Annotated in this window: 14 protein-coding genes; 11 read left to right on the forward strand and 3 right to left on the reverse strand. The window is 71.2% G+C overall.

What is annotated here, in order from left to right; translation table 11 throughout:
* Positions 1-173 precede the first annotated feature (173 nt).
* The 8 genes from ACPA54_RS22530 to ACPA54_RS22565 all read left to right on the forward strand — a co-directional run bounded on the left by ACPA54_RS22530 (position 174) and on the right by ACPA54_RS22565 (position 8,939).
* Entirely contained in the window at positions 174-1,952 is a 1,779-nt protein-coding gene (locus tag ACPA54_RS22530; protein ID WP_423532501.1) for an acetolactate synthase large subunit, read from the forward strand.
* A gap of 38 nt (positions 1,953-1,990) precedes the next feature.
* Complete coding sequence (ilvN, locus tag ACPA54_RS22535) at positions 1,991-2,515, forward strand: acetolactate synthase small subunit (protein ID WP_345673219.1); 525 nt, start codon at positions 1,991-1,993, stop codon at positions 2,513-2,515.
* A 167-nt stretch (positions 2,516-2,682) separates the two neighbouring features.
* Positions 2,683-3,681, forward strand: a complete 999-nt coding sequence (gene ilvC, locus ACPA54_RS22540; RefSeq protein ID WP_345673220.1) for a ketol-acid reductoisomerase — start codon at positions 2,683-2,685, stop codon at positions 3,679-3,681.
* Positions 3,682-4,003: 322 nt separating this feature from the next.
* Positions 4,004-5,344, forward strand: a complete 1,341-nt coding sequence (locus ACPA54_RS22545) for a PP2C family protein-serine/threonine phosphatase (RefSeq protein ID WP_423532503.1) — start codon at positions 4,004-4,006, stop codon at positions 5,342-5,344.
* Between the two features lie 69 nt (positions 5,345-5,413).
* Positions 5,414-6,247 (forward strand): hypothetical protein, encoded by an 834-nt coding sequence (locus tag ACPA54_RS22550; protein ID WP_345673222.1) that lies wholly within the window; start codon positions 5,414-5,416, stop codon positions 6,245-6,247.
* A 53-nt stretch (positions 6,248-6,300) separates the two neighbouring features.
* Positions 6,301-6,690 carry an FHA domain-containing protein gene (locus ACPA54_RS22555; RefSeq protein ID WP_345673223.1) on the forward strand — a complete coding sequence of 130 codons (390 nt, stop codon included), beginning with the start codon at positions 6,301-6,303 and terminating at the stop codon, positions 6,688-6,690.
* Between the two features lie 188 nt (positions 6,691-6,878).
* Positions 6,879-8,468: a phosphoglycerate dehydrogenase gene (gene serA, locus ACPA54_RS22560; protein WP_423532506.1), complete on the forward strand. Its 1,590-nt coding sequence runs from the start codon at positions 6,879-6,881 to the stop codon at positions 8,466-8,468.
* Between the two features lie 282 nt (positions 8,469-8,750).
* Positions 8,751-8,939, forward strand: a complete 189-nt coding sequence (locus ACPA54_RS22565) for a hypothetical protein (RefSeq protein WP_423532681.1) — start codon at positions 8,751-8,753, stop codon at positions 8,937-8,939.
* A 58-nt stretch (positions 8,940-8,997) separates the two neighbouring features.
* Here the strand turns inward: ACPA54_RS22565 and ACPA54_RS22570 are convergent, their stop codons facing one another.
* The 3 genes from ACPA54_RS22570 to ACPA54_RS22580 form a co-directional block, all read right to left on the reverse strand.
* Positions 8,998-9,180 (reverse strand): DUF397 domain-containing protein, encoded by a 183-nt coding sequence (locus tag ACPA54_RS22570; protein WP_423532508.1) that lies wholly within the window; start codon positions 9,178-9,180, stop codon positions 8,998-9,000.
* Positions 9,177-10,067 carry a helix-turn-helix domain-containing protein gene (locus ACPA54_RS22575; RefSeq protein WP_423532510.1) on the reverse strand — a complete coding sequence of 297 codons (891 nt, stop codon included), beginning with the start codon at positions 10,065-10,067 and terminating at the stop codon, positions 9,177-9,179. The genes ACPA54_RS22570 and ACPA54_RS22575 overlap by 4 nt, the downstream gene beginning before the upstream one ends.
* Positions 10,068-10,192: 125 nt before the next feature.
* On the reverse strand, positions 10,193-11,518 hold the full coding sequence (locus tag ACPA54_RS22580; protein WP_423532512.1) for a hypothetical protein: 1,326 nt from the start codon (positions 11,516-11,518) through the stop codon (positions 10,193-10,195).
* Between the two features lie 107 nt (positions 11,519-11,625).
* Between ACPA54_RS22580 and ACPA54_RS22585 the strand changes: the two genes are divergently transcribed.
* The 3 genes from ACPA54_RS22585 (at position 11,626) to cimA (ending at position 16,150) form a co-directional block, all read left to right on the forward strand.
* On the forward strand, positions 11,626-12,678 hold the full coding sequence (locus ACPA54_RS22585) for a 3-isopropylmalate dehydrogenase (protein WP_423532514.1): 1,053 nt from the start codon (positions 11,626-11,628) through the stop codon (positions 12,676-12,678).
* Positions 12,679-13,004: 326 nt separating this feature from the next.
* Entirely contained in the window at positions 13,005-14,105 is a 1,101-nt protein-coding gene (locus ACPA54_RS22590) for a branched-chain amino acid aminotransferase (protein ID WP_423532516.1), read from the forward strand.
* A 449-nt stretch (positions 14,106-14,554) separates the two neighbouring features.
* The gene (gene cimA / locus ACPA54_RS22595) at positions 14,555-16,150 is read left to right on the forward strand and encodes a citramalate synthase (protein WP_423532517.1); all 1,596 of its coding nucleotides are present in this window, start codon (positions 14,555-14,557) and stop codon (positions 16,148-16,150) included.
* Positions 16,151-16,162: the final 12 nt, after the last annotated feature.

Here is a 16,162-nt window from a genome sequence, read left to right on the forward strand (position 1 = left end):
CGACCCATGCAGACCCGCATCCTCGTAGTAGCCGCGCGCGTGAGCTGAGCACCGCACAGCCCACGCGCCTCCCCTCGCATGCCTGACGGCACGAGGGGTTTTTTGTTGCGGTGGACCGGTGCCCGCCTCGTCGAAGCGCCGGGAGACCTGCCGCGGGACACCGCGACCACGAGATGCCGACCGCGATCGAGAAGAGACGAAATCCCATGACTGAGCAGGTGACAGGAGCACAGGCGCTGATCCGCTCCCTGGAAGCCGCCGGTGTCGACACCGTCTTCGGCATTCCGGGAGGTGCGATCCTCCCCGCGTACGACCCGATGCTCGACTCGACCAAGGTCCGGCACATCCTCGTCCGCCACGAGCAGGGCGCGGGCCACGCCGCGGAGGGCTACGCCCAGGCGACCGGCCGCGTCGGCGTCTGCATGGCCACGTCCGGCCCCGGCGCGACCAACCTCGTCACGCCCATCGCCGACGCGCACATGGACTCCGTGCCGATCGTCGCGATCACCGGCCAGGTCGCCAGCTCGTCGATCGGCACCGACGCGTTCCAGGAAGCCGACATCTGCGGCATCACGATGCCGATCACCAAGCACAACTTCCTGGTGACCGACCCGGCCGAGATCGCGCCCACCATCGCCGCCGCGTTCCACGTCGCGTCCACCGGCCGCCCCGGCCCGGTCCTCGTCGACATCTCCAAGGACGCGCTGCAGGCCGCCACCGAGTTCGTCTGGACCGGCACCGCGGAACTCCCCGGCTACCGCCCGGTCACGCGCCCGCACGCCAAGCAGATCCGGGAAGCCGCGCGCCTGCTGTCCGAGGCCAAGCAGCCCGTGCTGTACGTCGGCGGCGGCGTCCTCAAGGCGCACGCATCCGCCGAGCTGCGCATCCTCGCCGAGCTGACCGGCGCCCCCGTCATCACCACGCTGATGGCCCTCGGCGCGTTCCCGGACAGCCACCCGCAGCACCTGGGCATGCCCGGCATGCACGGCACCGTCGCCGCGGTCACCGCCCTCCAGCGCGCCGACCTGATCATCTCCCTCGGCGCCCGGTTCGACGACCGCGTCACCGGCAGGCTCGACACCTTCGCGCCGAACGCCACGATCGTGCACGCCGACATCGACCCCGCGGAGATCTCCAAGAACCGCGTCGCGGACGTGCCGATCGTCGGCGACGCCCGCGAGGTCATCGCCGACCTGGTGGTCGCCGTCCAGGCCGAGCACGAGGCCGGCCGCCGCGGCGACTACACCGCCTGGTGGGAGCAGCTGAACGACTGGCGCGACCGCTATCCGCTCGGCTACGACCTGCCGGACGACGGCACGCTGTCCCCGCAGCTGGTCATCGAGCGCCTCAGCGCGATCAGCGGCCCGGACACGATCTTCGCGTCGGGCGTCGGCCAGCACCAGATGTGGGCGGCGCACTATATCGACCACGAGAAGCCGTACACGTGGCTCAACTCCGGCGGCGCCGGCACGATGGGCTACTCGGTCCCGGCCGCGATGGGCGCCAAGGTCGGCATGCCCGAGACCACGGTCTGGGCGATCGACGGCGACGGCTGCTTCCAGATGACCAACCAGGAACTGGTCACCTGCGCGCTGAACAACATCCCGATCAAGGTCGCCGTCATCAACAACGGCAGCCTCGGCATGGTCCGCCAGTGGCAGACGCTGTTCTACAACCAGCGCTACTCGAACACCGACCTGCACAGCAAGCACATCCCGGACTTCGTCAAGCTCGCCGACGCGATGGGCTGCGTGGGCCTGCGCTGCGACAACCCGGACGACCTGGACGCCACCATCAAGCAGGCCATGGAGATCAACGACCGCCCGGTGGTCGTCGACTTCGTCGTCCACCAGGACGCCATGGTGTGGCCGATGGTCGCGGCCGGCACGTCCAACGACGAAATCCTGGCCGCCCGGGACGTGCGCCCGGACTTCGGCGACGGCGAAGAGTGAGCGCGCCCGCGCGGCAGCAGGAAGGCTGACGAAACACCATGACCAAGCACACCCTCTCGGTCCTCGTCGAGAACAAGCCCGGCGTCCTCGCCAGGATCACCGCGCTGTTCTCGCGCCGCGGCTTCAACATCGACTCGCTCGCCGTCGGGACCACCGAGCACCCCGACATCTCGCGCATCACGATCGTGGTGGCCGTCGAGGACCTGCCGCTCGAGCAGGTCACCAAGCAGCTCAACAAGCTGGTCAACGTCCTCAAGATCGTCGAGCTGGACCCGGCGCAGTCGGTGCAGCGCGAGCTGCTCCTGGTCAAGGTCCGCGCCGACCACGAGACCCGCTCGCAGGTCGTCGAGATCGTCCAGCTGTTCCGCGCCAAGACCGTCGACGTGTCGCCCGACGCGGTGACCATCGAGGCGACCGGCGGCTCGGACAAGCTCGACGCCATGCTGCGCATGCTCGAGCCGTTCGGCATCAAGGAGCTGGTGCAGTCCGGCGTCGTCGCCATCGGCCGCGGCGCCCGCTCGATCACCGACCGCTCGCTGCGCCCGGTCGAGCGCAGCGCCTAGGGCGCGTCCGGCGGGCGCCCGCGCCGCCCGCCGCACGGCCCCTCACGGCCGTGCGGTGAGCAGCCGAGTCTCACACTGCAAACCACCGGGACGGACCGGCCGCATCATTTGCCAAAATGGGCGTGCGGGTCGCGACCCGAAATCCGTGTCCAAAGGAGATACCCCAAGTGGCCGAGCTGTTCTACGACGACGACGCCGACCTGTCCATCATCCAGAACCGCAAGGTCGCGGTCATCGGCTACGGCAGCCAGGGCCACGCCCACGCGCTGTCGCTGCGCGACTCCGGCGTCGACGTGCGTGTCGGCCTGCTGGAAGGCTCGAAGAGCCGCGCCAAGGCGGAGGAGGCCGGCCTGCGCGTCGTCACTCCGGCCGAGGCGGCGGCCGAGGCCGACGTCATCATGATCCTCACCCCGGACCCGGTCCAGGCCGACGTCTACGCCGAGGCCATCGAGCCGAACCTCAAGGACGGCGACGCGCTGTTCTTCGGCCACGGCTTCAACATCCGCTTCGGCTTCATCAAGCCCCCGGCGAACGTCGACGTCGCGCTGGTCGCCCCGAAGGGCCCGGGCCACCTGGTCCGCCGCCAGTACGAAGAGGGCCGCGGCGTGCCGTGCATCGTCGCGGTCGAGCAGGACGCGTCGGGCAAGGCGTTCGACCTCGCCCTGTCGTACGCGAAGGGCATCGGCGGCACCCGCGCCGGCGTCATCAAGACGACCTTCACCGAGGAGACCGAGACCGACCTGTTCGGCGAGCAGGCCGTGCTGTGCGGCGGCACCGCCGCGCTGGTCAAGGCCGGTTTCGAAACCCTCGTCGAGGCGGGCTACCAGCCGGAGATCGCCTACTTCGAGTGCCTCCACGAGCTGAAGCTCATCGTCGACCTCATGTACGAGGGCGGCCTGGAGAAGATGCGCTGGTCGATCTCCGAGACCGCCGAGTGGGGCGACTACGTCACCGGCCCGCGCATCATCACCGCCGACACCAAGGCGGAGATGAAGAAGGTCCTCGCGGAGATCCAGGACGGCTCGTTCGCCGCCACCTGGATGGCCGAGTACAAGGCCGGCCTGCCGAAGTACAAGGAGTACGTGAAGGCCGACTCCGAGCACAAGCTCGAGGTCACCGGCAAGCAGCTCCGCAAGATGATGAGCTGGGTCAACGACGAGCGCTGAACCGCGCTCTGACGGACCGTCGACAGCGCCCCCGGCCCAACGGGCCGGGGGCGCTGCGTCGTTCGGCCCCCGACACGCCCTGGTTCGATATCCGCGGAACGGCCCGATCCCGTCCCGGTTCGGTGATGTTGTGGCCGGTCGCCGCACGGCGCGGGTGCGCTTGCGGAACAATCGGAGTCGGTGGACCGGTGCGGTGGGACACCCGAAGGCGCGATGCTGGTGGGATCGTTGCGACGGCGCACCGGATCGCAGTTCCGGACCGACCTCGTGGAGCGTGAGGCAGATGAGGGGCAGAGGGGACTCCATCCGCCGGGAGGGGGCCGTGCCGGCCCGCGGCGGCTTGCTGCCGTCCGGCGAACGCGCGCCGGGCGGCGACCCGGGCGCGCCCGGCGAGCTCCGGCCGCCCGCCGGATTCGAACGCACGTTGCGGCAGGACGAGTTGCGCGCCGACCGGGCGGACGCCCCGGGCGCGGACGACGCCGCCGTGGACGACATGTACGGCGACCTGTACCTCGACGTCGGCCCCGGCCTGCCGGACCCGCCGCCGGCCCCCGCCCGCCCCGTGCAGTCAGCGCCCGGCGACCCGGCCCGGTCGGCGCCGCCCGGCGGCGCGGACACCACCGTCCCGTCGCTGCGCGCGCTGCCCGCGGACCCGCCCGCCGTACCGCCGCCGCCCGGCCCGGTCACCGCGCCGCCCGCGCAGCGCGCCGCCCCCGCGCGCCCCCAACCCGTACCGCAGCCCGCACCCCAGCCCGTTTCCCCGCCCCCTGCCGCACCCGCGCCCGCCCCGGAGGTCGACGACGACGTGGAGACCACCTCGCGCACCGACAGCGTCGCGCGCCGCCGCGAACAGGACGCCAAGCCCGCCGCCCCGGACGTCGAAGTCCAGGCGTCCGCCTGGTCCGCCGCGTCCCACCCCGGCCGCCGCCGCGCTGCCCGCCGCGAACGCCTGGGTCTCGGCCCGGAGTTGACCGCCCGCGACAACGACGACCGGTACGCCGCCACGGGCAGTGTCTTCGTCGTCGCCGACGGCCTCGGCGGCCACCCTTCCGGCTGGTACGCCGCCGACGTCGCCTGCCGCACCCTGGTCGCCGACCTCGCCGCCGCCGACCTGTCCGCGGGCTGGAGCGACCGGCTGCGCGCCGCGATCGCCCTCGCCGACCTGGCGGTGCGCCGGCACGGCCACGGGCAGACGTACGAAGGCATGCGCACCACCGTGGTCGCCGCGGTCGTCCAGGACGGCCGCCTGCACCTGGCCGGCTGCGGCGACAGCGTCTGCTGGCTGGTCCGCGGCGGTGCCGCGTTCCGGCTCACCGAGCAGGGCAACGCGGCGGACCTGGGCCGCCCGTGGCTGCTCACGTCGACCCCGCTGGGCGGCTCCCAGCAGCCCGACCCGGAACTCCAGCGCATCGAACTCCACCCGGGCGACCGGGTGGTGCTCGCCACCGACGGGGTGGGGCACCTGGCCGACGAGACCGTCGCGGACCTGATCCACGGCGACCCGTTCCACGCCGCCACGACCCTCACCGTCACCGCCGTGCAGAGCGGCGACGACGACGCCACCGCGGTCGTCATCGAATGCGAGGCGCTGCCGACACCCCAATCGGTCGCACCCCGTCCCCGGCCCCAGGAGGGACCCGAGGATTCCCCGGCAGGCGGGTAGGCCTTACGGTCGACTCGCGACCATGGTGCACCAGGAGGAACCCCCCACAAGGGGACAGAGACCGGACGGATGGCGATGCTCGAACTGATCCTCACTGCGGCGACGTCGGACGACGCTGACCTGCGCGACCAGGAACTACCGCGGTCCCGCACGGTGAAGATGCCCAGTGAGCCGGGCCAGCGGCTCGCCGTGGGCCGCGATCCGTCGCGCTGCCGCCTGGACACCCCCAAGGACTGGCGCTTCGTCTCGCGCACGCACCTGGAGTTCGTGTTCACCGACGAGAAGCGGTGGACCGTCGAATGGATCCAGGGCTCGCACACCAGGCCGGTCGCCCTCGTGCAGATCGACCGTGAAGGCGTGTCGGAGCCCGTGCCGTACGGGGCCACCCTCCCGCTCGGCGCCCAGCGCTCCGGCCGCATCGTCATCAGCGACCTGGCACGCAGACGCCGGGTCGTCGTCGAATGGCGGTTGTCCCTGCCGCAGCTGGCCGGCGACGAACCCACCGAAGGCGACATCGGCGTCCCGGAGACCCAGGACGTCGCGCCCTACGTGCTGCAGAACCGTTTGTCGGACACCGAGATCGAGGTCCTGACCGCGATGTCCTGCGACTGGATCCACGGCCGCCAGGTCAAACGCGCCAAATCCACCCGCGAACTGTGCGACCTGCTGCACCTGTCCGCGGCCACCGTGGAACGGTGCAAGACGAAGCTGCGCCGCGAGTTCTACAGTTCGGGTCTGTGCCCCGAGCTGAACGAGCTGCTCGGCCCGAACTACCTGGACACCGTGCGGCACGTGCACGGCGGCTGGGACCTGATCGCGCAGACCGCGGTCACGCACGGCATAGCGGGGCGCGGCCCGTGCCCGTGCGGCGCACAATCGCCGCGCCGGTCGAGCGGCGCCTGACCGCACGGGACGCAGGGTTTCCGGGGGCAAGGTTTTCGGGAGGGGAAGAACCGGTGCTCGAACTCAACATGGCCTCGACGTCGGGCGCCGACGACGCGGCGACCGTGGCGATGCTGATGGCCAGCGCGCCCACCGATCCGGGCGCCCGGATGTCGGTCGGCCGCGACGCGTCGCGCTGCCACCTGGTGACGCCCGCGGACTGGCTGTTCGTGTCGCGGGTGCACCTGGAGTTCGCCTGCGACACCGCGGGCGCGTGGTGGGTCACCTGGGTCCGCGGGTCGCAGGACGCGCCGGTGTCCGAGGTGTGGCTGGAGAACGGCGAACGTGTCGCGCTGCCGTACGGCGGCAGCCACCGGCTGAACAGCCGCGGCTCGGGCGAGGTCGTCATCGCCGACCGCGGGGGGCAGCGGCGCGTCACGGTGGGCTGGTTCGTCGCTCCGTAACGGGCGGTCCCAGGCTCGGCGCGCCGTGCCGCGGCGATCTTGCCCCGTCCAGCTTCCGGACTCCGGCAATCCGCGCACAAGTCCGGCACTAGAATCGGCAGCGCGTCAGACCCACCCGCCTCCGCGCGCAGCGTCGCCGTGCGCCGAGGAGCGCCGTCATCGCTGCCGAGGAAAAGCAAAGGATCGCAGTGAGCAAGCCCGTCGTCCTCATCGCTGAAGAACTGTCGCCGGCCACGGTCGACGCACTCGGTCCGGACTTCGAGATCCGGCACTGCGACGGCGCGAACCGCGCCGAGCTGCTGCCCGCGATCGCCGACGTCGACGCGATCCTCGTGCGCAGCGCCACCAAGGTCGACGCCGAGGCGATCGCCGCCGCCGGCCGCCTCAAGGTGGTCGCCCGCGCCGGCGTCGGCCTCGACAACGTCGACGTGCCCGCCGCCACCAAGGCCGGTGTCATGGTCGTCAACGCGCCGACCTCGAACATCGTCACCGCCGCCGAACTCGCGTGCGGCCTGATCGTCGCCGTCGCGCGGAACATCCCGCAGGCGAGCGCCGCGCTCAAGAACGGCGAGTGGAAGCGCAGCAAGTACACCGGTGTGGAACTCGCCGAGAAGACCCTCGGCGTGGTCGGCTTCGGCCGCATCGGCGTGCTGGTGGCGCAGCGCATGTCGGCGTTCGGCATGAACGTCATCGCGTACGACCCCTACGTGCAGCCCGCCCGCGCCGCCCAGGTCGGCGTGCGGATCCTGCCGCTGGACGACGTCCTCGCCCAGGCCGACTTCCTCACCGTGCACCTGCCCAAGACGCCGGAGACCCTCGGCCTCATCGGCGACGAGGCGCTGCACAAGGTCAAGCCGACCGTCCGCATCGTCAACGCCGCCCGCGGCGGCATCGTCGACGAGCAGGCGCTCGCCGCCGCGCTCAAGGAAGGCCGCGTCGCGGGCGCCGGCCTGGACGTGTTCAGCAAGGAGCCGTGCACGGACAGCCCGCTGTTCGAGTTCGACAACGTGGTCGTCACCCCGCACCTCGGCGCGAGCACCGACGAGGCGCAGGAGAAGGCGGGCATCGCGGTCGCCAAGTCGGTGCGCCTCGCGCTGGCCGGCGAGCTGGTGCCGGACGCGGTCAACGTGCAGGGCGGCGAGATCGCCCCGGACGTCCGCCCGGGCCTGCCGCTCGCCGAGAAGCTCGGCCGCATCTTCACCGCGCTGGCCGGCGGCGTCGCGCAGCGCCTGGACGTCGAGGTCCGCGGCGAGATCACCCAGTACGACGTCAAGGTCCTGGAACTGGCGGCGCTCAAGGGCGTGTTCTCCGACGTCGTCGAAGAGGCCGTGTCCTACGTCAACGCCCCGCTGCTCGCCCAGGAGCGCGGCGTCGAGGTCAGCCTGGTCACCAGCTCGGAGAGCCCGGACCACCGCAACCTGGTCACGGTGCGCGGCACGCTCAACGACGGCACCGCGATCTCGGTGTCCGGCACGCTGGCCGGCCCGAAGCGCATCGAGAAGGTCGTCGAGGTGCACGGCTTCGACGTCGACCTGCAGCTCACCGAGCACATGGTGTTCCTGCGCTACGGCGACCGCCCGGGCGTGGTCGGCATCATCGGCAAGCTGCTCGGCGACGCCGGCGTCAACATCGCGGGCATGCAGGTCAGCCGGGACGCCAAGGGCGGCCGCGCGCTGGTCGCGCTGACCGTCGACTCGGCGGTGCCGGCCGACGTGCTCAACGGCATCGCCGCGGAGATCGGCGCCGACATCGTGCGCCCGGTCAACCTGGTCGACTGACGCACGGCACACCCGCCCTGTAGGGCTCATCCACCGGCCACCTACAGCGCACATCCGCAGAATTCCGAACGGCCCCGGAGGCATCCGCCTCCGGGGCCGTTCGCGTATTCGCGCGACTCCGCTGGAGTAGCCGGCGTCTCGGATAGTAGGAACTCCGAGTAAATTGCGGACAGCGCCCCACGCGGTCGCTTACCGTACAACTACTAGAACGTCCTACCTTGCCGAAACTCCCGGTTTGGGTGGGATCTTCAGGACATCACGCCCACGAGGCCCGTCCGCGTTCTGTGCACGTGCCGTGCTCTCGCGACCCGTAACCCCGCCGAATCCGCGCCGGGGCCGCGTCGTCCCGCCCGCTCTCGCCTCGTGGAGTGCACCATGGATGAAACGACCCGCAAGAACGTCGCCCAAGCCCTGCAGCGCGCCCTCGACCGCCGTGACAACGGCGGCGACATGGCCGGCGAACGCCGCTGAACAGCGACGGCCCGTCATCCCTCGGGGAGGGCGACGGGCCGCGGAGTGCTCGGGCGGATCAGCGGTGCAGCGAGCCGCCGAGGAATTCCGCCCACGCGCTGACGGGGAACGCGAGCCGGGGACCCGCGGGGTTCTTGGAGTCGCGGACGCGTGTGCTGCGAACGTGTGCGGCCACTTCGACGCACTCGCCGCCCTCATCGCTGCTGTGGCTGCTCTTGACCCACTTGTCGATGGCGTTCACAGTGCCCCCAGAATCTCGACGATCAGCGACAACGAGGCCTCCGGCGTGAGGGCCTTGGCTCGGATGCTGCCATATTTCGTCGCCAGGACATGAACGTTGGACTGGTCGGTGATGAGCCTGTTCACGTCATGCACTTCGACGTACGCAATTGGGGCGCGGTCCTTGAAGTGCATGAGTGTGAAGGGGCCGGCCACGCCCGGGTGCTCCTCGCAAGCGATCGGCATGACCTGGATCTCGCACCATCGCAGGTTCCCAAGCTCGAGCAGCCGCTCCAACTGCCCTCGCAGCACAGCCACTCCGCCCAGCGGCCGCCGCAGCACCGACTCTTCGATCACGCAGTTCACCATTGGCGGCGGCCAGCGCTGCCAGATCTCCTGCCGAGCCAATCGCGCAGTGATCCGTTCCTCGATCGTTGCATCGTCGAGAATCGGACGATGGCCTGCGAACAGCGTCCGAGCATAGGCCTCGGTCTGCATGATGCCGGGGAATGTCAGCGTGCTGAAGTAGGCGAGCTCGACCGCCTGCGCTTCCAGTCGCGCGTAATCCCGGAACCACGCCGGATGCCGCACCTTCGCCCGAGCCTTCGCCCGCGCGACGTCCTCCGTCGTTGCCTTCAACAACCCGTCGGCGTCCAGCAACTCGTCCGCGCTGTTCAGGAACTGTTCCTGCGGGACCCGCCGGCCGAGTTCCAGCGACGTGATCTGGTCCTCGCCGTAGCCGATCCGGCTGCCGAACTCGCGTCGCGACCAGCCCTTCCGCTCGCGCAGCACCCGCACCTGGCGGCCCAGCGCGCGGAAGAAGTCCGAGGCCGCATCCCCGTCCTCGTGGATCGAGCCCAACTCCGGGCCCTCGCCGACCCTCGGGTCGGCGCCGTCGGAATCAGCCATCCGTAACCCCCGATGACAGCGGTCCGCGCTCGAATGGCAACGGAACGTATCGCGCTCCTTGTCGGACACGGTAGGGCCGCTGCACCGCACCCGCCGCCAGGAATGCGATTTCTTCACAAACCCGGCTACTCCACCACCGGCTCGGAGAACGGCACGCGGCCGGTGTCGTCGAGGTGTGGATACACCCCGCCTCGCGCGACTGCCAGCGCCGGCGTGGCGAACTCGGGCGGTGTGCCCGCCTGGGCCAGCACGTACTCGGTCCACTCCGGGAGCAACGTGAGAGCGGTGTCGCGCTCCGGCCCCCGGGCCCAGTCCTGGCCGATGCGCTCCCGCGCCGTCGCGACGCGGTGCGGGGAAGCCGTCAAATGGACGGTCGGGAGACCGCCCTCGGTCCAGTCGTGGATCAGCCCCGCGGCGGCTTCCGACTCGCGCGCCGAGAACGCGGCGCGTCCGGACCGGTCGCGCCAGTCCAGGAATGCGTCGAGGAGTTCGTCGACCGGCGGTTCCCACCGCGCCGCGTGGTCGAGCGGCCGCAAGGCGACGCCGCGTTTGGCCAACGCCGGCCGCAGGTCGGCGATACGGCGGCGTACCCGGAACGTGTTCGCCACCACCTCGGGTGTCTCGCCGCCGAACGCTCCGGACCACGTTTCCGCCTGCCCGGCCTCGTACCAGAGTTCCGCGACGATCTCCGCCGGTGCCGGTTCGGGGGCAGCCTGCGCAGCCGCGGGCCCCACCACCCGGCGCCAATGCGCCGCCGCGTCCGCCATGTCCGCGAACACTGCGGCATCGACGACCATCGCCACCGCGGCGCACGTGTCGACGTCCACGAGCAGCACGTGGCGATCGGCCGTCAGCGGCCCCTTGGGCTTCCCTGCCGCGTCCGGCGCGGGATACGCGCATTCCACGAGAAGCCCCATGCGGCTGCCGTAGACGTCGGTCAACATGGCCACTTCGCCGGTAGGGGCGGCGGCGGGAACCGTCCGCAGCCACGGCGCTCCGTCGCCGTCCGTCGGGATCGTCCGCCGCGTGTCGCCCAAGATCCTGCGAACACGCTTGCGCTCCGCGGCGTCCGCCGTCCCCTCGACGACATGAAGGAGTCGCCGAACCCCCGGCTCGGCCGCGCGTGCTTCCGCGGCACCGACCAGTTCCGCCAGCCATTGCCGCCAGTCGAAACCGTCCTGCTCGGTGTGCAGCGCGTCGCACATCGCCGCACCCAGCAGGTCGACGCCGGCGTTCTCCAGGGCCAGGGGCCCCGGTGCGGCGACCAGTATCGCCGCGCCGTCCAGCACGCGCCGGAACGACGCGGCCCACCACGTCGGCGGCTCCGATTCGCCGCCGAAAAGTGTCCTGAGCGAGCGGATGTCGTCGGCTCCCTGCCTCCGCATCGTCGGGGCTCCGGTCGCCTTCTTGGCTCCGGACTTCGCTTTGCGCTTGCGGGAAACTGGAGACATGAGCGGAACGTAGCCACCGTCCGCCCGCCAAAGCCAGTCGTCCGGCCCGCGGTCCACAATCCGGACTCGGCGTGTCGAAAGCTGGGACCGGGAGTAAGGTCCGATTCATGTCTGCTAGCGCCAACAGCATCCGTCTCGCAGTGGTCCCCGGCGACGGGATCGGCCAGGAGGTCGTCGCCGAAGGACTCAAGGTCCTCGCCGCGGCCCTGCCGGCCGACGTCGCCCTGGAGACCGCCGAGTACGACCTCGGGGCCCGGCTGTACCACCGCACCGGGGAGACGCTGCCGGACAGCGTCCTCGACGAGCTGCGCGGCAAGGACGCCATTCTCCTCGGCGCCATCGGCGACCCGTCGGTGCCGTCCGGCGTGCTCGAGCGCGGGCTGCTGCTGAAGCTCCGCTTCGCGTTCGACCACCACGTGAACCTGCGCCCGGCGAAGCTCGGCCCCGGCGTCGTGTCGCCGCTCGGCGCGGACGCGCAGGTCGACTTCGTCGTGGTCCGCGAAGGCACCGAAGGCCCGTACGTCGGCAACGGCGGCACGCTCCGCGCCGGCACCCCGCACGAGGTCGCCACCGAGGTCAGCCTCAACACCGCGTTCGGCATCGAGCGCGTGGTCCGCGACGCCTTCGCCCGCGCCCAGGCGCGCCCGCGCAAGAAGCTCACGCTGGTCCACAAGAACAACGTCCTGGTGCACGCCGGCCACCTGTGGAGCCGCGTCTTCAACCAGGTCGCCGCCGAGTTCCCGGACGTCACGACCGACTACCTGCACGTGGACGCGGCGACCATCTTCATGGTCACGCAGCCCGAGCGCTTCGACGTGATCGTCACCGACAACCTGTTCGGCGACATCCTCACCGACCTCGCCGCCGCCATCGCGGGCGGCATCGGGCTGGCCGCGAGCGGCAACATCAACCCGTCCGGCGAGTTCCCGTCGATGTTCGAGCCGGTGCACGGCTCCGCGCCGGACATCGCCGGCCAGGGCAAGGCCGACCCGACCGCGACGATCCTGTCGGTCGCCATGCTGCTGGAGCACCTCGGCCACACCGACGCGGCCCGCGCCGTCGAGGCCGCCGTGGACGCCGACCTGGCCGAGCGCTCCTCGTCCGGCACCCGCTCCACCAGCGAGATCGGCGACGCGATCGCCAAGCGAGTAGCCGGCTGAGCAGCCGGTCGTAGGACACCCGCCGACACGGGACCGTCGGCGCGCGCCCGGAAGCCCCCGGCCGCTCAGTGAGCACCCCGGCTTCTTCCGCCGTATCGGCACCGCCCCCGCCCGCCCCGGGGGCGGCGCCGCGACGGCCGCCCGCGCCTGTCCCGCCCCGGCGAACGTGCGTTAACGTCTGATCCGAGACGCGGCACCCCGGCCGAGGGCCAGGGGAGAAGCCGGGTATCCCGTAGGTGAAGGGCGCACAGCCGTGCACCCGCACCACCTTGCGGTCCCGAGACTCGATGCCTCCTGTCAATCCCTCGGTGAAGGACACTGGACTCATGACGACCCCCGCGACGATCGACCTCAAGCCGACCGCCACCCCGCTCTCCGACGACGAGCGCGCCGCCCGCATGGCGAACCCCGGCTTCGGCCGGATCTTCACCGAGCACATGGTGACGATCCGCTGGAGCGCCGGGCGCGGTTGGTACGACGCCCAGCTCGTGCCGTACGCGTCGCTGGAGATCGACCCGGCGAACATGACGCTGCACTACGCGCAGTCCATCTTCGAAGGCCTCAAGGCCTACCGCCAGCCCGACGGCGGCGTCGCGACGTTCCGCCCGCAGGCCAACGCCCAGCGCTTCCAGGCGTCCGCGCGCCGCCTCGCGATGCCCGAGCTGCCCGAGGAGCTGTTCGTCGCGGCCGTCGACGCGCTCGTCCGCCAGGACCAGGCGTGGGTGCCCGGCGCCGAGGAGCAGAGCCTCTACCTGCGCCCGTTCATGTTCGCCACCGAGGTCGGTCTCGGCGTGCGCCCGTCGAACGAGTTCCTCTTCATGGTCATCGCCTCCCCGGCCGGCGCCTACTTCGCCAACGGCGTCAAGCCGGTCTCGGTCTGGCTGTCCAAGGAGTACGTGCGCGCCGCCCCTGGCGGCACCGGCGCCGCCAAGTGCGCCGGCAACTACGCCGCCTCCCTCGTCGCCCAGGCCCAGGCCGCCGAGCAGGGCTGCGACCAGGTCGTCTGGCTGGACGCCACCGAGCGCCGCTGGATCGAGGAAATGGGCGGCATGAACCTGTACTTCGTGAAGGGCAGCGGCAAGGACGCGACCATCGTCACGCCGTCCCTCACGGGTTCGCTGCTCCCCGGCATCACCCGCGACTCGCTGCTGCAGCTGGCCGCCGACCGCGGCTACGCCGTCGAGGAAGGCCGCCTCTCGGTCGAGGACTGGCAGCAGGGCAACGCCGACGGCACCATCACCGAGGTCTTCGCCTGCGGCACCGCCGCGGTCATCACCCCGGTCGGCTCGGTCAAGTCCACCGGCGCCGAATGGACCGTCGGCGACGGCGGCGCCGGGCCGATCACGATGGAGCTGCGCAAGGCCCTCCTCGACATCCAAACGGGTGCCGAAGCCGACACGCACGGGTGGCAGCACAAGATCGTCTGATCCCCGCCCCGGCAGGGATCCGCGCTGGTCACACCGGGCGGGCGCAACTGCTCCCGCCCGGTTGCCGCGCGTAGGCGGGACGCCCGAATGGTGAGACCTGGATACCGGCGTGCGGATCGTGTGGCAGACTGCCCAACGTGCATCAGTGGCTCATTATTAGCCGCAGCGTGCCGGCACCGGGCTGAACCCCCACCCAGGGGCAGCGTTTCCAGCCCACCGCCCGCACGCAGACCTCTCGCGACCGCGAGGGGTCTTTTGTTTTGGCCGGACACCCCCCGGCCGGCAGCGCGCGCGGGCCACGCCGCGGCCGCGGCACCCGTACCCGGGAACCCGCGGCCGGCCGGCGGCACACCGCAGCACCGGCAACCCCGCTCCACCGGCAGCACCCGGCACCGCACGCCATTCGGACCGCCACCCGACGTCACCTGAAATCTCAGGAGCCCACGGACATGACCGACGACAGTTTCCACGTCTTCGACACCACCCTGCGCGACGGCTCGCAGCGTGAGGGCATCAACCTCACCGTGGCCGACAAGCTCATCATCGCGCGGTACCTGGACGAGTTCGGCGTCGGCTTCATCGAGGGCGGCTGGCCGGGCGCCGTGCCCCGCGACACCGAGTTCTTCGAGCGCGCCAAGACCGAGCTGGACCTGCAGAACGCCCAGCTCGTGGCGTTCGGCGCGACCCGCAAGGCGGGCACCACCGCGGCCGCCGACCCGCAGGTGCAGGCCCTCCTCGACTCCGGCGCCCCGGTGGTGTGCCTCGTCGCCAAGTCGCACGACAAGCACGTGGACCTCGCGCTCCGCACCACCCTCGACGAGAACCTCGCGATGGTCCGCGACACCGTCACCCACCTCCGCGCCCAGGGCCGCCGGGTGTTCGTCGACTGCGAGCACTTCTTCGACGGCTACAAGGCCAACGCGGAGTACGCCACCCAGGTCGTCCGCACCGCGTCCGAAGCCGGCGCCGACGTCGTCGTGCTGTGCGACACCAACGGCGGCATGCTGCCCAGCCAGGTCCAGTGGATCGTGGCCCGGGTCAAGGCCGAGACCGGAGCCCGCCTGGGCATGCACGCGCAGGACGACACCGGCTGCGCGGTCGCCAACTCGCTCGCCGCGGTGGAAGGCGGCGCCACGCACGTCCAGTGCACCGCGAACGGCTACGGCGAACGGGTCGGCAACGCCAACCTGTTCCCGATCGTCGCCGCCCTGGAGCTGAAGAAGGGCATGCAGGTGCTGCCCGAGGGCCGGTTGCGCGAGATGACCCGCATCTCGCACGCCATCGCCGAGGTGGTCAACCTCGCGCCGTCGACCCACCTGCCGTACGTGGGCATCTCCGCATTCGCGCACAAGGCCGGCCTGCACGCGTCCGCCATCAAGGTCGACCCCGACCTGTACCAGCACATCGACCCGGCGCTCGTCGGCAACGACATGCGCATGCTGGTGTCCGACATGGCCGGCCGCGCGTCGATCGAGCTGAAGGGCAAGGAACTCGGCTACGACCTGTCCGGCGACCGCGAACTGGTCGGCCGGGTCGTCGACCAGGTCAAGGCGCGCGAGGCCAACGGCTACACCTACGAGGCCGCCGACGCGTCGTTCGAACTCCTGCTGCGCGACGAGGTGATGGGCAAGCGCGAGCGCTTCTTCACCCTCGAGTCGTGGCGGGCGATCAGCGAACTGCGCGGCGGCGGTGGCCAGGTGAACGAGGCGACGGTCAAGCTGCACGCCAAGGGCGAGCGGATCGTCGCGACGGGGGAGGGCAACGGCCCCGTCAACGCCCTCGACCGCGCGCTGCGGCTCGCGCTGGAGCGGATCTTCCCGGAGCTGGCCTCGTTCGAACTGGTCGACTACAAGGTCCGGTTGCTGGAAGGCCGGCACGGCACCGACGCCATCACCCGGGTCCTCGTGGAGACCAGCGACGGCAAGACCGAGTGGAGCACGGTCGGCGTCGCGGAGAACGTCATCGGAGCCTCGTGGGCGGCCCTGGAGGACGCGTACACGTACGGTCTCCTCAAGGCCGGACTGACGCCCTCCACCGAAGCCTGACAGCCCGTCCGA

Source organism: Uniformispora flossi (assembly GCF_049534875.1).
GTDB classification, from domain to species: domain Bacteria; phylum Actinomycetota; class Actinomycetes; order Streptomycetales; family Streptomycetaceae; genus Yinghuangia; species Yinghuangia aomiensis.

Excerpts from the sequence above, each read along its gene's own strand:
- ACPA54_RS22580 (WP_423532512.1), bottom strand. The coding sequence starts at position 11,518 with ATGTCTCCAGTTTCCCGCAAGCGCAAAGCGAAGTCCGGAGCCAAGAAG.
- ACPA54_RS22530 (WP_423532501.1), top strand. The coding sequence starts at position 174 with ATGCCGACCGCGATCGAGAAGAGACGAAATCCCATGACTGAGCAGGTG.
- ACPA54_RS22575 (WP_423532510.1), bottom strand. The coding sequence starts at position 10,067 with ATGGCTGATTCCGACGGCGCCGACCCGAGGGTCGGCGAGGGCCCGGAG.
- ACPA54_RS22550 (WP_345673222.1), top strand. The coding sequence starts at position 5,414 with ATGGCGATGCTCGAACTGATCCTCACTGCGGCGACGTCGGACGACGCT.
- ilvN (WP_345673219.1), top strand. The coding sequence starts at position 1,991 with ATGACCAAGCACACCCTCTCGGTCCTCGTCGAGAACAAGCCCGGCGTC.
- cimA (WP_423532517.1), top strand. The coding sequence starts at position 14,555 with ATGACCGACGACAGTTTCCACGTCTTCGACACCACCCTGCGCGACGGC.
- ACPA54_RS22585 (WP_423532514.1), top strand. The coding sequence starts at position 11,626 with ATGTCTGCTAGCGCCAACAGCATCCGTCTCGCAGTGGTCCCCGGCGAC.
- ACPA54_RS22590 (WP_423532516.1), top strand. The coding sequence starts at position 13,005 with ATGACGACCCCCGCGACGATCGACCTCAAGCCGACCGCCACCCCGCTC.